Below are 16,013 nucleotides of genomic sequence, written 5' to 3'. Positions count from 1 at the left end.
GATGGAGCACATTTGCGCGCCGTGGAGGAGCGAATATTTCGGTAAAAAGGAGCAGGGCTGCGTCTTTTGTAACGTCGTAAATCACCCCGAAAAAGACGCGCAGACGGGCGTTTTGTTTCGCGCAAAGCGGTGTTTTGGGATTATGAATCTCTACCCGTATACGCCCGGGCACTTTATGGTGATACCTTACGCGCACGCCGATAATATCGAAAATCTAGAAGAGCAAACTTGGTCGGAGATGAGCGCTTACGTGCGCGAGGGCGTGAAAATTTTAAAACGCGAACTAAACGCGGCGGGCGTAAATATCGGGATGAATCTGGGCAAAGCAGGCGGTGCGGGTATCGCAGAGCACGTGCACTATCATCTCGTGCCGCGCTGGAGCGGCGATACGAATTTTATCACATCCATCGCCGAGGTGCGCGTAAACGGCGTGCCCTTTACTCCGCTTTACGAGAAGCTAAAAGCCGCGTTTGCGGACGTTTGCTTTAACGAGCGGTAAATTTATCTTTACTAAATTATTTTTTGGTAGAATTATCAAAATTAAAAGATATTGAGGCATACGATGAGATTTATTTTGCCGATACTTTTGTCGTTTTCTTTTGTTTTCGCGGGCTTTAACTGCGATGACGCTTTGGCTGATAAGCAACGATTTTTCTCTCAAAATTTAACATTTTCGGGAGAATTTGAGCCAAACTGCAAGGACTCTATCTTGGGGCTAAAAGAGGCTCAAATTTTACTCTCGGCGGCTCAAAAGATCCGCGCCGAAAGCCTTGCTTGCGTCGGAAATTTAGCGACTAAAAATTTAAACGAGTTTAAATTTAAGATCCTAAAAGCCTCCTATGCGCCCGAAATTTACGCCAAAGAACTAGAGAGCCCCGACGAATACGAAAAATTCGTATCGCAAAACAGAGCCAGGCTTCGCTACTGGGGACATCAAAGCTTAAGTAATTTTACGGTTTTTAAGGACTTTAACAAAGACTACAACGCCGTCTTGGGGCCGCTGGTAAGCTACTACAAATCAAATTTTAAAATAGACGAAGGCAGCGCGATTTACTACGCTTCAAAGGTTGCAAACGAGTTTTTAAAATTTGCAGCTGCGACTCTGCAAAACGGCGATATGGACGAGTTTGCGAGAAAGGTAAGCAGCCCGACTTTTACCAAATACGGCATCAACGAGGCGATATATTCGGGCGCCGTTTCGCAAAATTCGCTGCAAAACGCCTTTAACGCGGCGCTTCTTTACGAAAAAAACGAGGACGTGATAAAAGAGTTTTTGCGCGTGGGCGTAAATTTAAACTACGGCTTTGAGAGTTCGCTATTTTTTGCGCTTAAAAATTTAAATAACGTGAAGCTCCTGGTGGCTAGCGGCGCGGACGTAAATTACGAAAATTTACTCGGCGTCACTCCGCTTTTTAAGGCCGTGCAGCTAAACGACATAAATTTAGTCAAATTTCTGTTAGAAAACGGAGCACTGGTAAATAAAAGACTAATAGATATAAACACAAAGCTTGCTTACAGCTCGAATCTGAGCGTTCAGCTGCCGAACTTCGTGAAGCTCTGCGATTTTGACGGGGCGTCAAAAAGCGTGCTGATGAGTGCGGCCGGAGCGGCGGACGTGGAGATATTGCAGCTTTTGGTAGATAACGGCGCGGACGTGCAGGCTATCGATGATATGGGGCTAAACGCCCTAGACTACGCGATCATCGGCAAAAAAGAGATCAACGCGCAGTATCTAAGAGTGCTGGGACTTGAGTCAAATTTGATCACCGAATAAGGAGAAAATATGAAAGGAACGGCTTTTATCACGGGGGCTACGTCGGGTTTTGGCGAGGCGATAGCTAGGGCGCTAAGCCGCGAAGGCTACAAGATCGTAGCGCTCGCTCGCCGTAAAGAAAGGCTCGAGGCCTTAGCTAAGCAGTTAGGAAATACTCATATCGTCGTCGCAGATATCCGCGATAAAAAGGCGGTTTTTGACGGCGTGGCAAATTTACCGCAGGAGTTTCGCGATATCGAAGTGCTCGTAAATAACGCAGGCCTAGCGCTCGGACTCGAAGGCGTGGCGGAGACTAGCATCGAGGACTTTGAGACGATGGTCGATACCAACATCAAAGGCTTTTTATACTCGACCAAGGCCGTTTTGCCCCTTATGATCGCGCGAAAGAGCGGCTATATCTTTAATCTAGGCTCAACCGCGGGCGCATGGCCGTATCCTGGCAGCCACGTTTACGGCGCGAGCAAGGCGTTTGTAAAGCAGTTTAGTAGAAATCTGCGCAACGACATCCGCGGCACCGGTATCCGCGTGACCGAGATAGCTCCGGGCATCTGCAAGACCGAGTTTAGCGAGGTTCGCTTCGGCGGCGATAAGGCTAAGGCCGACGCGGTTTACGAGGGCGTAGAGTATATCACGGCCGAGGATATCGCGCAGATCGTGCTAAACTGCCTAAATATGCCTCACCGCGTCAATATCAACGTCGTCGAGGCGATGGCGACGCAGCAGACTTGGGCGGGGCTTTTTATCGAGAAAAAGTAGGCTTTTAGCGTTAAATTTGCAGGAAAGGCGGCTGGATTTCGCGTAAAATTTAGTAGCTTTGCCGCGTAAATTTGAGTTAAATTTGCCGCCGGGCTTCACGGCGCGCGGTTTTTATCTATTTTTGGATCGTCGTTTAAATTTTACTTTTTGCGGCATTTGACCCGTGTAAATTTGAAGTCGAATTTCTAAAGCAGATCGTGCTAAACTGCCTAAATATGCCTCACCGCGTCAATATCAACGTCGTCGAAGCGATGGCGACGCAGCAGACTTGGGCCGGGCTTTTTATCGAGAAAAAGTAGGCGCTTTGTTTTTAAATTTACGGGTTTTGTCGGCCGGATTTTGAGTTAAATTCGGCCGCTTTTCCGCGTAAATTTGAGTTTAAATTTGAAGTTTGACCGTTTAAATTCGGGTTTAAAATTCGGCACGCGATTTTTATCTGTTTTTGGAGCGTCGTTTAAATTTTACTTTTTGCGGCATTTGATCCTTGTAAATTTGAAGCCGAATTTTTAAATTTGCGCTCTTGACTGGAAATGGCAAAACGTGCTGAAATTTATTTAAATTTGACGTTGAGCTCGAGCGCCGAGACTGCGCCGAATTTAACGTCAAATTTGGCATTCTTAAAATTTCTTCGCCGTTTTTGCAAGCAAGGTAAAAACGCCAAAAAATAGCCTGTAAATTTCTCAAACAGTAAAAACTTAGATATAAGACGGCTATTTTTGGCTTTTGAGCATAAATAGCCGAAATTTCGGCAAAATTTCGTTTTGTTTTATATCCTTGGGCGGGGCGCGCCGAATTTGGATGAAAAATCTTTTATCTTAGCGCAAAATATCGCTTCAAATATCTACGAACGCGCAAAAGACGCTCTTTGTTTTTATGAGACGAACCGGAGGCTATAGGAGCAAATACGGCCTTTCGAGCGAAGAGATATCGTTCATTTCGCACCCGGTTTGCGAGCTGCTGATTGAGTGCTTGCAGCACACGTTTTACGCGGGCACATAGCGGATGATGAGATTTACGCAGGTCGGGTCTGGTAGCAAACCGTGTGGCACTGCGGTGATTTTTGGCGGTGAAAAGCCGCCGCGAGCGGAGAATAAATTTGGAGAAGCGAATGCAAAAAGATTGCGATGAAAATGCAAAATTGCTTTATAAACTGGATAAAAGAAAATCGATTTTAGTATTAATCGATTTGATAGGTTTTGGTCTTTTGTTTCTAATGATAATTTCATCGGCGATAGCTTATTTGACGGGTATATTTCTAGCGCTTGGCTTTTTAGTTTCTTTATTATTTATCGTGCCTATGTTTGAAATTATTTTGTTTAATTATATTGAAATTTATAAGGATAGGATTATTATAAATAGATTTATACTCGGTGATGCGCTGATTAAAAACACCGATATTTTTTCCTGCTCGGTATTTGACCGTCCGTTTATCCCCAAAAAAATAACAATCGGTAAAAAAGCGAAGCAAGTGCGGCGGTTAAAAACATTTACGATAATGAGCTTAGATTCTAAACAAGTCGCTGATATCAAAAAGCATATAGATAGTATTATTGTATATTAAATACCAAATTCGGTTAGCAAATCAAAGTTAAAATTCCCCGTAAAATCCGTATAAAAAATCTAAATTACGAGCAAATTTAAAATTTGCCGCCGAGCACCGCTTCGATCGAATTTTCCCCAAAAGCCCTATTTTTAACATAAAATTTTAATAAAGAGCCAAAATTTTTGACTTTTAAGCGAATTTAAAACAAAAATTTAAGCCGCATTTAGCTAAATTTACGCTTTAAATACCGACCCAAGGCACGGGCGGGAAATTTGATTAAACCGACGAAAAACAAAAAGGAGTTTTTGATGAAAAAGATTTTATTTTTGTCGCTACTACCGATCTTGGCGCTGGCCGTAGATCCCGAAGTAGCGAAAAAAAATGCCGAGATTTTCGGCTTTTGGACGCTTATACCGCCCGTGGTGGCGATAGTTTTGGCGTTTATCACCAAAGACGTCGTTTTGTCGCTATTTATCGGCGTTTTTAGCGGGACGTTTCTCATAAACGTCATCGACTCAAATATCTTTATGACATTTATAAAAGGCTTTACCGACATCGTAAAAAGGATCGTGGGCTCGCTGGCCGATAGCTGGAACGCAGGCATCGTGCTTCAGGTGCTTTGTATCGGCGGCGTGGTCGCGCTCATCACCAAAATGGGCGGAACCAAGGCCGTCGCTTTGTGGCTTAGCAAAAAGGCCAAAACGGGTGTCTCGGCTCAAATTTCAACCTGGGTGATGGGGCTTTTCGTCTTTTTCGACGACTACGCAAACTCGCTCATCGTAGGCCCTATTATGCGCCCGATAACGGACAAATTTAAGGTCTCTCGCGAAAAGCTAGCCTTTATCATCGATGCTACCGCCGCTCCGATCGCTGGTCTAGCCGTCATCTCGACCTGGGTCGGGCTTGAGATCTCGCTCATAAAGCAAGGCTACGAGCTTATCGGCGTGACGAACGTAAATGCCTTTAGTATCTTCGTAGAGACGATTCCTTATAGATTTTACAATCTTTTTATGCTGTTTTTTATCGTTTGCACCGCTTTTATGGGGCGCGAATTTGCGGGCATGCTAAAAGCCGAGCGTAGAGCCAGGGCGGGCGAGCTACACCCAAGAAGGGGCGGAGCGCTCATAGAAAATATCGAAGACAAGACGCTGGAGCCTAAAGAAAACATCAAACTGCAAAGCTCAAACGCCGTCGTGCCGCTTTTGGTGCTAATCATCGGCGCGTTCGTTAGCTTTTACTTTAGCGGGCTGGGTTCGCTCGAAGGCGAGGCTCTGCAGAGCGCAAAGGCTCATCCTCTCACTTTCTACACCTTCCAAGCGACTTTCGGCGCGGCGGACGCGTCGGTGGCGCTGTTTCAGTCGGCGCTTTTGGCTACCGTGGTGGCGATATTTATGGCCGTTTATAGAAAAATTTTAACCGTGCGCGAGGCGATAGAGACCTGGGGTAAGGGCTGGAAGACGATGATAACCACGATTATTATCCTGCTTCTTGCGTGGTCTTTGAGCTCTGTTATCAAAGAGCTCGGTACCTCTCGCTATTTGGTTGATATGCTTTCTCATTCTACGCCTAAAATAGTCCTTCCCGCGACTATTTTTATGTTGGGTTCTTTTATCAGCTTTTCTACCGGCACCAGCTACGGTACGATGGGCATTTTGATGCCTCTTGCGATACCGCTGGCTAACGCCGTGGGTATGTACAGCGGACTGGAGGGCGACGCACTGCACGCGTATATGATAGTAAGTATCTCAGCGGTTTTAACCGGCGCGATATTCGGCGATCACTGCTCGCCGATCTCGGATACTACGATACTCTCGTCTATGGGAGCAGGGTGTAACCACATCGATCACGTCCAGACTCAGATGCCTTACGCTCTTGCCGTTTGCGCGGTCAGCATTTTTGTAGGATATTTTCCGACCGCACTTGGCTTAAGCATATGGATGGTACTTCCTTTGGGGCTTTTGGTGACGGCTTTGGTCGTTAGATTTATCGGGCAAAAGGTCTAAATTTGCCGGATTTTTTCTGCAAATTTGTAGGAGAGTGCGGTAGTTGCACTCTTGATGCGCCTTACGAAGAGCAGGTTGAGTTTAAAAAGGGGTTTATAAGGCGCGAATTTGAGCCCTTTTATAGCGGCGAATTCGAGTTTTTCGCATCTCAGAAGGCCGGTTACCGCACTAGAGCGGAGTTTGGGATATGGCGCGAGGGCGAGGAGCTTAGCTACACGATGCACGGCGCTAAAGCCAAGAGGGTTTTTATAGACGAATGCCCCAAAGTAGCCGCCCCTATCGCAAATTTGATGCCGCGCTTGCTGGGGGCGCTTGTGAAAAATCAAATTTTAAAAGAAAAGCTTTTTGGCGCCGAGTTTATCTCGTGCGCGAGCGGGATACTGGCGACGCTGCTCTATCACAAGCACCTAGGCAAGGCCGAGCAAGGCGAGATAGAAAGCTTGGCGCGCGAGTTTGTGGGCCACCGCGTGACGATCGCCGCAAGGGCAAAAGGGCAAAAGCTGCTAAGCGGCGAGCTAAATTTACAGGATCGCCTAAATATCGGCGATAAAATTTACAAATTTACGTTCGGCGACGGAGCTTTTATCCAGCCAAACACCGCCGTAAACGAAAAGATGATCGCATGGGCGAAAGGCTGCGTAGAGCGCGGCGCGGATCTGCTTGAGCTTTACTGCGGACACGGCAACTTTACCGTTGCGATGGCGGAAAAATTTAAGCGCGTTTTGGCGACCGAGATATCCAAAAGCTCGATCGCAAATGCGCTCAAAAACTGCGAGCTAAACGGCGTAAATAACATCAAATTTTTGCGAATGAGCGCCGAGGAGCTCATAAGCGCCTTTGGGCGCGAGCGCGAGTTTAACCGTTTAAGAGAGCTTGATATCTTTAGTTACGATTTCTCGCACGTTTTGGTCGATCCGCCGCGCGCCGGACTTGATGCGAGCGTGATAAATTTCATCAAAAACTACGAAAATATCGTCTATATCTCCTGTTCGCCGCAGAGCCTAAAGCGAGATATGGCGCAGCTTGACGCAACGCACGAGGCGGTCAAATTTGCCGTGTTTGATCAGTTTGCAAATACTGCTCACATCGAGTGCGGCGTGCTTTTAAGGAGTAAAAATGCAAAGTAACGACAATAACATCGGGCAAATTTTATCCGCTGCTAAAAATATCGCGGTCGTGGGCCTTAGCCCTGATGAGAGCAAGCCAAGTAACGAGGTGGCGAAATTTCTTATCGAGCGCGGCTTTAACGTGTTTCCTATTTATCCGAAATTTGATGAAATTTTAGGGCGCAAGGTTTATAGAAATTTGACCCAGATAGACGAAGATATCGACATCGCCGTGATGTTTAGAAAGGGCGAGTTTGCGAGCGAGCTAGTAAAGGATGCCATCAAAAAAGGCGTGAAAACGCTGTGGCTGCAGCTTGGCATAACAAACGACGCGGCAGGAGCGATCGCGCGCAAAAACGGGATAAATTTCGTGCAGGATAAATGCATAAAAATCGAGCTAAAAGGCTTGATTTAGCAGATAGCGCGGTGAAATTTGACGGCGGCGAATGCAACTTGTTTCGTACGTTAAATTTAGGCGAGCTCATTGATTTTAAAAATGACAGATATCGCAAATTTGGCGTGTATATAGTTGCGATCCAAAATGCAAAGGGATTTTGAGCGCGGAGGATTGCGCGGTGAGTTTGTGAGTGCGGGAAAGAGCTTAAATTTAGCTCGTATCCGGCGCCCGAACCGAACCGCTTTGCTTGGCGACAAAGGCGTAATCTTGTAGCCAAGGCCGGCTCACGGACGCGACGACAAAGCGGTATCTCGCCTGAATGCAATCAAGTAAAATTTGTCGTTTTAAAATGGTTTAAATGCGGCATTTTGGCCAAACGGCAAAAAGCATAACGCCGAATTTGCACAAACTCGGAAGCATCCGGAAGTAGCCGTCTCATCAAGCAAGCGACGAAAACCGTCTCGCCAAACAAGCGACGAAAAAAAGTAAGAGTATGAAACGTCAAATTCGTGCGGGCTTAAAAGCGTAATGAGCATATGCCGCGCGATAAAATAAATTTCGCGCAAGCCTCGAGCGATAAAATCAAAAATACGCAGTAAAAACGGCGATTTGCGGTAAAAACAAAAATATAAGTAAAAATAAAGAAATCGTAAGTAAAAATACGGTAAATAAATGCGCGAGCAAAAGCGCCGAAAAGTAAAATTTAAACAAAAAAACGAAAGGCGAAAAATGATCTCTTTAAACAAAATAATCCAAGCCAAGCGCACGATAAGCGGCTTCGTGTATAAGACGCCGTTTGCATATAGCGCAAAACTAAGCCTCGCAAGCGGCGCGCTCATCTATCTAAAAGAAGAAAATCTCCAGCGTACGGGCGCGTATAAGATCCGCGGCGCGTATAATAAAATCGCAAATTTAAGCTCGGACGAGCGTAAAAAAGGCGTCGTCGCCGCAAGCGCGGGCAATCACGCCCAAGGCGTGGCTATCTCGGCGCGCGAGTTTAGGACGCCCGCTACTATCGTGATGCCCGAGTCCACGCCGCTTTTAAAGGTGCTTGGCACCAAAGATCTAGGTGCCGAGGTTATCTTAAAGGGCGATAACTTCGACGAGGCCTACGCATACGCCGTCGAGTACGCCAAGGAGCATGCGATGAGCTTTATCCACCCGTTTGACGACGAGTACGTGATGGCCGGGCAGGGCACAGTGGGGCTTGAGATGCTTGATGATCTGGCCGAGCTTGAGACTATCATCGTGCCGGTTGGCGGCGGCGGGCTAATAAGCGGCATATCAAGCTGCGTAAAGCAGGTAAATCCAGACATCCGCGTGGTCGCCGTGAGCGCAAAGGGCGCGCCTGCTATGTTTAACAGCTTTAGTGCCAAAAAAAGCATAAACTCAAAAACCGTGCGCACGATCGCCGACGGTATCGCGGTTCGCGACGCGAGCGAGACGACGCTGGCAAATATCCTTGAGTGCGTGGATGAGTTCGTGCAGGTCGATGACGAGGAGATCGCAAATGCGATTTTGTTTCTGCTCGAGACGCAAAAGATCGTGGTCGAGGGCGCGGGCGCGGTCGGCGTCGCCAGTATCCTGCACAACAAGGTCAAATTTAAAGCCGGCGAGAGTATCGGCATCGTGCTAAGCGGCGGAAACATCGACGTGCAGATGCTAAACGTCATCATCGAAAAAGGTCTCATCAAATCCCACCGCAAGATGGCGCTGCAAATCACGCTGATAGATAAGCCGGGCGCGCTTATGAGTCTAACCGACAGCCTAAAGATCGCAAATGCCAATATCGTGAAAATCGACTACGACCGCTTCTCCACGAGCCTGGAGTACGGCGACGCTAATATCACGATCACGCTCGAAACCAAAGGCGAGGATCACCAAGAGCTCATCAAAAAAGTGCTCAGAGAGCATGATTTTAAATTTATTCAGGTATTTTAAGCTGTTTAAATTTGAGCCCAAATTCGCTCGTTAAATTTGGGGCGAATTTGAGCTTTTAGCGTAGTGGTTTAGCGTAAATTTTCGCCGAATTTACTAAATTATTCGGTCAAATTTGAGCCGAATTTAACCCGTATCTTAAAGGTGCGGGTTTTGCCAAACTGCACCGAATTTAACGCAACAGCCGCTGCAATTATTCTTTGATCCAAACGCCAGCTAAATTTAAATTTACAATCCGAATTTTTACCGATACGAAGCGGTCCAAAGCTCAAATTTAACGATTTTTTTAACGAATTTCGCTAAAATCGCCTTTAAAGGAGTGAAGATGATAGATGTTACGAGCCTTATTTTAGCGATTTTGCTAGCGATTTGCGTATTTACGATTTTTAGATTTAACAAAGCCTTAAAAACCGCGCAAAAGCCCGCGACGACGCAGATTAGCACCGAGATCTCGCAGTTAAAATCCATCGGCGAGCTATCCGTTTTTCAGGTCTATAGCAAAGAGATCGTGACTAAAACCGACCATGCTTTCGGCAACTTCGGCAAGGAGTATCTGCGCTGGCTGGTGAGCGAGAAAAAGCTCTCGATGATATTTGAGTTTGAGATAAACTTCATCTACGACCTAACGAGCCCGCGTCTGGAGATCGTAAACGTCGCGAGCGAGGAGTATCTCATCAAGATGCCGCCTTGCAAATACAAATTTTCGATCGCGAATATGAAATTTTACGACGAGAAAAACGGAAAATTTATCCCGTTTTTGCTGCCTGATTCGCTAAACGGATTTTTCGGTAGCAGCTTTAGCGAGGAGGATAAAAACAGGCTCATCGAGGAGGCGCGCACCGAGGTCGAAAAGATGTCCGTTCGCCTGATAAATCAGCTCCAGTCCAAGATCCACAAATCCGCGCGCGACACGCTGGAGGCGATCGCAAAGAGCTTCGGGGCTAGGGCGGTAAGGTTTGAGTTTAACGACGAGGGCGAGCAGGTCAGGCTAAATCTGCAAAACGTGGCGTGAGGGCAAAACGGCATTCGTAAAAGCACTCTTGATAGGCGAGACAAGTAGCTCGGCAGCTACGAACGAGCTGGACAAGGCGCGGCGCGGCGATATTTAAGAGTGCGCAGACGGGCGAAATCTACGCGAACGAGCTTGGCTTTGAGGACGACGAGGTAGCCGACGCTAAGCGTCACGGCGGCGTAAATAAAGCCGTGTTTGCAAATTCGTTAGAAAACTATCCCGCTTTGGAAGCTTACTTGGGGCTTAAAAATTTGCCGCTGGGCGCGATGGGCGAAAATTTGACCGTTAGCGGACTAGATGAAAACAGCGTAAACGCGGGCGACGTGCATAAAATCGGCTCTGGTAACCCAACCCGCTAAACTATGCTTTAAGCTCGCAAAGCGCCGGGGAAATGCAAATTTAGCCAAGGAAATTTTTGCCACCGGACTAACCGGCCGGTGCTACAAGGCGCTTGAAAACGGGTCGTGCAAGGCCGGTTGCGAGATAGAGATCCTGCAAAAAAACGAAAACGCTCTAAGCGTGATGCGGATAAATAAACTGTTTTTTAATCCGAGTGAAAATTTGGATTTGTTGCCCAAATTTAGGACGCTGGAAACGCTATCCGTTAGTTGGCAAAACGATATAAACAGGCGCTTAAACGGCTTATACGGCACGGCTTTTATAGAAAAACGTTGAAAAAACGGCGAAAAATTACCAAAAAGCTTGACAAATAAGGCAAAAATATATATAATCAGCTTTCTTTTAACGGGCTGGGGTATCGCCAAGCGGTAAGGCAATTGGTTTTGGTCCAATCATTCAGAGGTTCGAATCCTCTTACCCCATCCACTCAAATTTCATCGCGGAGTAGAGCAGTGGTAGCTCGTCGGGCTCATAACCCGAAGGTCGGCGGTTCAAATCCGTCCTCCGCAACCAAATCTAAATTTTTATCCTTTTTCCGCTTTGAAAAATCAAATTTTATATTAAAGAAAATTATTTATGAGCTTAGACGTATCGAAAATTTTAATCGTTTTGTTGCTGATTGCAATTATTTTGCTGGCTTTAAAGCTACTTAAAAAGCAAAAAATCAAGCAAACTAGATACAAAAGCGATAGCGGCGACACTGTAAAAAGCCGCGCCGAGCTCATTGTGGCAAATTGGTTGTTTTACCGCGGTATCGAGTTTATCTACGAGAAAAAAACGCCGACCAAAGAGCGCGTCGTTAGCGATTTTTATCTGACGCAAAGCGAAATTTATATCGAATTTTGGGGGCTTGAGACGCCGCAATATCTAAAAAGAAAAAGTAAAAAAATCAAAATTTATAAGAAAAACCGCCTAAAACTCATTCAGATGAACGACGACAGTTTGCGCGATCTAAATGCATTTTTTACCAAAGAATTTGCAAGGCTCGGAGCGAAATATCAAATCAAGCCGAGACCGCACAATTCGTCAAATTTTTGATATGTAGTTTCTGTTATAAATTTGCCGATAGATGCGTTATTTGACGTAAGCGTAAAGCGGCGGTCAAATTTAATGTAATTTACAAATCATTTTACCGAAATAAAGAGAAGGCGGTCGCAAGCGAGTTTGGCGCTCTCAGACGATAAATTTTGCAAAAAAGCGGCCGCAAGAAGCAGCGTTTGTCAAAAAAGAGTAAATAAACAGTCGCTTAAAACGCTGCTACGGTGTCTGTCGGAAACGGCCCGTCAAAATGCGAGAAAAATATGCGGGCGAAGAGTTTAGATGCGGATTTGCGTAAATGTCGGCAATAGCGCGACAAATAAATGGGCGTCGGCACTAAAATTTAACAAAATTTGCATCAAACAAGCGCATAAAACTAAAATTTAATAAGCCGATTCGACTCGTTCGGCTACCGTCTAAAATGCGCTGCTTTCGTAAAAATCCCTAAAATTTAGCGCCATACGTTTTTGTTAAAATAGATTTTACATATAAGGGCTGTTTAAAATTTGACTGGATTTAAACTAAACGGAATGCAAATGCGATAGCAAAACGGCCGTATCAAACGCTAGTTTAAATTCGCTGCCGTTATGCAAACGGCATAAATTTCACGCGCCAGGCGCAGCTGTGCCGTGTTTGCTCGTCTGAAGACATCCTTAAATTTAAGATTTTGCGGCGGCAAAACTCCGTTTGCCTTATCAAATGCCCGGTCTCAAGCCGTGCCGGCCCTTTAAATTAAAGCAAAGGTTGTAGCTAAGTCGCGTATCGCCGCTTTCGGCGCGGTCGGCATCAAATTTAGCCAAAGACTTTACGGCAAATTTCGGCAAATTTTACACCGCGTTTTCAAGGTGCGGACGCTCTCAAAAAAGCCGTCGAATTTTACAAATTTGTAAAAAATTTATGCAAATATTAAACAAAAATTTTACAAGCCGATTTTCGCGCTCAAATTTGACCGAAAAATCGTATTTGTCGTATTTAAGTAGCCTCAAAATACCCGCGCAAATTTGACTGAGTGTCGTGTAAAAGGCTAAATTTAAAGCTAAAAATGTATAATCACTGCAAAATTTTAAACAAGGAATAACAATGGATAGGGTAGAACAAGCCATAAACGATATCAGAAACGGTAAAATGGTCGTTATGGTCGACGACGAGGATCGCGAAAACGAGGGCGATCTGGTTTTTGCTGCGGCTTTTAGCGACACGCAAAAGGTAAATTTCGCCATCACTCACGCAAAAGGCGTGCTGTGCCTCGCGCTAAACGAGGAGATCGCAAAGAGGCTTGAGCTAAATTTGATGGTGGATAAAAACACATCCTGCCACGAGACGGCATTTACCGTCACGATCGACGCCAAGAGCACGACTACGGGCGTGAGCGCGTATGAGCGAGACGTCACGATCCGCCTAGCCGCCGATCCGCTCTCAAAACCGGAGGATTTCGTGCGCCCGGGGCATATCTTCCCGCTCATCGCCAAAAAAGGCGGCGTGTTAAGCCGCACGGGGCATACCGAGGGTTCGGTCGATCTTTGCAAATATGCGGGCATTACCGAGGCGGCGGTTATTTGCGAGATCGTAAAAGAGGACGGCAATATGGCTCGCAGGCCCGATCTGGAGGCGTTTTGCAAGAAATTCGGACTAAATATGATCTCCGTTTCGGAACTGGTAGAGTACCGACTCAAACACGAAAGTTTGATAAGCATAAATAGCAATAACCCTTCCAAGATCGCAGGTTTTGATGCGGTAAGATACGAGATAACCGATCATAAGAAAAATCGCCACTACGCTTACGTTTTTGGCGAAATTGCAAAAAAATCTAATGTTAAATTCCATAAAATCATGCGAGATATCGAGCTTTTAAGCTCTAAAAAATTTGAAGATCTTATGGGCTCCATAAGATATTTGAGCCGAAACGGAGGCGTTTTGGTAGTTATGCAAGACGACGAAAGCTGCGAGAATGCTATCAAAAATTACGGCATAGGAGCTCAAATTTTGCATAAACTGGGCATTGAAGAGATTGAGCTTCTTAGCTCTCATACGCATAAAGAATTCGTAGCCTTAAAAGGTTTTGGGCTTGATATCGTAGCTTATAAGAGCGATTATGGCATTTAGCGAGGTCGAAAGAGCCTTTGCAAAAACGCCGAATTTAGGCTTCTTGCTCGTAAATAAATATGGGATCGTTAAATTTATCAATAAAAAATTCGAGCACGTTTTCGCCCTTGAAAGAAAGAAATATTGCGGCGCCAAACTAAACGCTTTGATCGGCGAGGTTGCCGAACTTAAAACGCTTAAAAGCTTTGGGTATTTAAAAAATTTATCACGCAATACTTCCGATTTCGTGATACGAAAAGATGCAAAATATCTAAGGCTGAATATCTCCAATATACTTGAAAGCGGGCGGGATTTTGACGGATTTATCGTGACGCTAAGCGATATAACTCATGAAAAAGAGCTTGAATATAAGGAAATGGAGCATGAGCGTATGCTTATCGCGCATGCCAAAATGGCAACGATGGGAGAGATGATAAACTCCATATCTCACCAGCAGCGTCAGCCTCTTAGCTCTATCCTGCTCTCGCTCGATAATATCCAAGAGTGCGTGGAGACGGGCGAATTTAAAAGTATCAAGGAGCATATAGCTTTGTGCAAAAGCAGCGTAAAGCTGATGGATGAAACCATAGGCGCTTTTAGGAATTTTTACAGAAACGATACCAAATTAAGCACGGTCGATCTAAAAAATATCATAAAAGAGCTTGTTTTGATAACTAAGCCCCAAATGAATGCTCACGGGATTTTGCTTGAATTTAAATGCGAAGAAGGCGATTTTATCATTAATACGGTCGCTTCTTACGTCAAACAGATTTTGATCAGTCTTTTAGCGAATGCAAAAGACGAGCTTATCGATTTGGCGCACCGCGATATGGAATTCGAGCCTAAAATTCGCATAGAGCTGCAAAACTGCAAAGACGAGGTTTGTATCGATGTCAGCGATAACGGAAGAGGGGTTAGGAGTGACAAGGATAAAATTTTCGAACCGTTTTTTACTACCAAAAAAAATACGGGCACGGGAATGGGCCTATATGTAGCGCGAATTTTGGCCGTAGAGCGGCTCAAAGGAAGGCTTGTGCTTAAAAATGCTAAAAATCCGACGCAATTCTCATTGTTTTTAAAGATACTTTAAGATAAAAATATTAAATTTATAAAGTTGAAATGAAGCATTAATGATAACGTAACGATATCGTAAGCGATCGGCAAATGCAAAAAGAAAGAGCTTAGAACATGTATGACAAGATCAAAAATATTTTAAAAAACGTAAATTTGCTCATAGTCGAAGACGACGAAAACTTAAGAAGCGTGATAAAAAGCTCCATTGAAGGTTACGTAAAAAAGGTTTTTGACTGCAAAAACGCTCAAGAGGCTATGGAGTGCTTTACCTCAAACGATATAAATTTGGTCGTTTCGGATATTAATATGCCCCGAATAAACGGCTTGCAGATGGCGTCTATGATACGGCAGTCCGACGCAAACGTACCTATTATTTTTCTTACCGCTTACGACAGCGACGAAAATATCTTTGAAGCTATCGAGCTTGGAAGTTTCGGCGTGTTAAAAAAGCCGTTTGACAAGCGCGAGCTGATAATGCAAATGAGTTTTGCGGTTAATAAATTTAAGAACGATTTTGCCGATATCGACCTAAAAAACGGTTTTAGATTCAATGCTTTGAGTAAAGAACTTACCTGTAACGGCGCTCAAATAAACTTAACAAAAAAAGAACAAAATTTGCTTCATCTTTTTTTAAGAAACAACGGTAAAATGGTCAGCTTTGAAATGATAGAAAACCACGTGTGGTGCGGTGAAAGCTGCACGCCCGACGCGATACGCAGTTTTGTTTATAAACTACGTAAAAAACTCTATCCCGAACTGATAGAAAACTGCCAAGGAAGCGGCTATAGACTAAATTTATCCAACGATCCTTCTGTGAGAACGGTTACTAGTATCCAATATATCTAAAACTTAAATTTATAAATTAATCTTTTATATTTATAAAAAATCATA

The 16,013-nt window shown here is 44.9% G+C and carries 16 protein-coding genes and 2 tRNA genes; all 18 read left to right on the top strand.

The features are described from left to right. The first annotated feature begins 1 nt into the window (after position 1). The 18 genes from CRECT_RS06505 to CRECT_RS06420 all read left to right on the top strand — a co-directional run bounded on the left by CRECT_RS06505 (position 2) and on the right by CRECT_RS06420 (position 15,968). Complete coding sequence (locus CRECT_RS06505; RefSeq protein WP_002944706.1) at positions 2-499, top strand: HIT family protein; 498 nt, start codon at positions 2-4, stop codon at positions 497-499. Positions 500-562: 63 nt separating this feature from the next. Further along, complete coding sequence (locus tag CRECT_RS06500) at positions 563-1,774, top strand: ankyrin repeat domain-containing protein (RefSeq protein ID WP_002944712.1); 1,212 nt, start codon at positions 563-565, stop codon at positions 1,772-1,774. A gap of 9 nt (positions 1,775-1,783) precedes the next feature. Further along, the gene (locus CRECT_RS06495; RefSeq protein ID WP_171992697.1) at positions 1,784-2,530 is read left to right on the top strand and encodes an SDR family NAD(P)-dependent oxidoreductase; all 747 of its coding nucleotides are present in this window, start codon (positions 1,784-1,786) and stop codon (positions 2,528-2,530) included. A 1,108-nt stretch (positions 2,531-3,638) separates the two neighbouring features. Further along, on the top strand, positions 3,639-4,091 hold the full coding sequence (locus tag CRECT_RS06485) for a hypothetical protein (RefSeq protein WP_227932232.1): 453 nt from the start codon (positions 3,639-3,641) through the stop codon (positions 4,089-4,091). Between the two features lie 290 nt (positions 4,092-4,381). Beyond that, a complete protein-coding gene (locus tag CRECT_RS06480; protein WP_171992696.1) occupies positions 4,382-6,076 on the top strand; it encodes a Na+/H+ antiporter NhaC family protein in 1,695 nt (564 codons plus the stop codon). Positions 6,077-6,078: 2 nt separating this feature from the next. After that, on the top strand, positions 6,079-7,203 hold the full coding sequence (gene trmA, locus CRECT_RS06475; protein ID WP_002945879.1) for a tRNA (uridine(54)-C5)-methyltransferase TrmA: 1,125 nt from the start codon (positions 6,079-6,081) through the stop codon (positions 7,201-7,203). Continuing rightward, entirely contained in the window at positions 7,193-7,597 is a 405-nt protein-coding gene (locus CRECT_RS06470) for a CoA-binding protein (RefSeq protein ID WP_002945843.1), read from the top strand. Before trmA ends, CRECT_RS06470 begins: the two co-directional genes overlap by 11 nt. Further along, on the top strand, positions 7,564-7,740 hold the full coding sequence (locus CRECT_RS06465) for a hypothetical protein (RefSeq protein WP_002945873.1): 177 nt from the start codon (positions 7,564-7,566) through the stop codon (positions 7,738-7,740). The genes CRECT_RS06470 and CRECT_RS06465 overlap by 34 nt, the downstream gene beginning before the upstream one ends. Positions 7,741-8,308: 568 nt before the next feature. Next, positions 8,309-9,520 carry a threonine ammonia-lyase gene (gene ilvA / locus CRECT_RS06460; protein WP_002945862.1) on the top strand — a complete coding sequence of 404 codons (1,212 nt, stop codon included), beginning with the start codon at positions 8,309-8,311 and terminating at the stop codon, positions 9,518-9,520. A gap of 322 nt (positions 9,521-9,842) precedes the next feature. Then, on the top strand, positions 9,843-10,529 hold the full coding sequence (locus CRECT_RS06455; protein WP_002945844.1) for a DUF4230 domain-containing protein: 687 nt from the start codon (positions 9,843-9,845) through the stop codon (positions 10,527-10,529). A 191-nt stretch (positions 10,530-10,720) separates the two neighbouring features. Next, positions 10,721-10,888, top strand: coding sequence for an MOSC domain-containing protein (locus tag CRECT_RS12620; RefSeq protein WP_232501129.1), 168 nt, complete (start codon positions 10,721-10,723; stop codon positions 10,886-10,888). Between the two features lie 160 nt (positions 10,889-11,048). After that, positions 11,049-11,204 carry a 3-alpha domain-containing protein gene (locus CRECT_RS12615; RefSeq protein ID WP_233437564.1) on the top strand — a complete coding sequence of 52 codons (156 nt, stop codon included), beginning with the start codon at positions 11,049-11,051 and terminating at the stop codon, positions 11,202-11,204. 75 nt (positions 11,205-11,279) lie between these two features. Beyond that, positions 11,280-11,354: transfer RNA gene (locus CRECT_RS06445), tRNA-Gln, on the top strand. A gap of 12 nt (positions 11,355-11,366) precedes the next feature. Then, positions 11,367-11,441 (top strand) — tRNA-Met (locus CRECT_RS06440). Positions 11,442-11,504: 63 nt separating this feature from the next. Beyond that, positions 11,505-11,966, top strand: coding sequence for a hypothetical protein (locus tag CRECT_RS06435; protein WP_039888624.1), 462 nt, complete (start codon positions 11,505-11,507; stop codon positions 11,964-11,966). 1,080 nt (positions 11,967-13,046) lie between these two features. Continuing rightward, positions 13,047-14,069: a bifunctional 3,4-dihydroxy-2-butanone 4-phosphate synthase/GTP cyclohydrolase II gene (locus tag CRECT_RS06430; RefSeq protein ID WP_002945847.1), complete on the top strand. Its 1,023-nt coding sequence runs from the start codon at positions 13,047-13,049 to the stop codon at positions 14,067-14,069. Beyond that, positions 14,059-15,138: an ATP-binding protein gene (locus CRECT_RS06425; protein WP_002945868.1), complete on the top strand. Its 1,080-nt coding sequence runs from the start codon at positions 14,059-14,061 to the stop codon at positions 15,136-15,138. Before CRECT_RS06430 ends, CRECT_RS06425 begins: the two co-directional genes overlap by 11 nt. Before the next feature lie 98 nt (positions 15,139-15,236). Then, positions 15,237-15,968, top strand: coding sequence for a response regulator transcription factor (locus CRECT_RS06420; protein ID WP_002945869.1), 732 nt, complete (start codon positions 15,237-15,239; stop codon positions 15,966-15,968). Positions 15,969-16,013: the final 45 nt, after the last annotated feature.

Origin of the sequence: Campylobacter rectus, assembly GCF_004803795.1 — a bacterium.
In the GTDB taxonomy this organism is placed as follows: Bacteria; Campylobacterota; Campylobacteria; order Campylobacterales; family Campylobacteraceae; genus Campylobacter_A; species Campylobacter_A rectus.
Note: the sequence above shows the minus strand (reverse complement) of the source record. Positions and strands in the feature narration are given on the sequence as shown.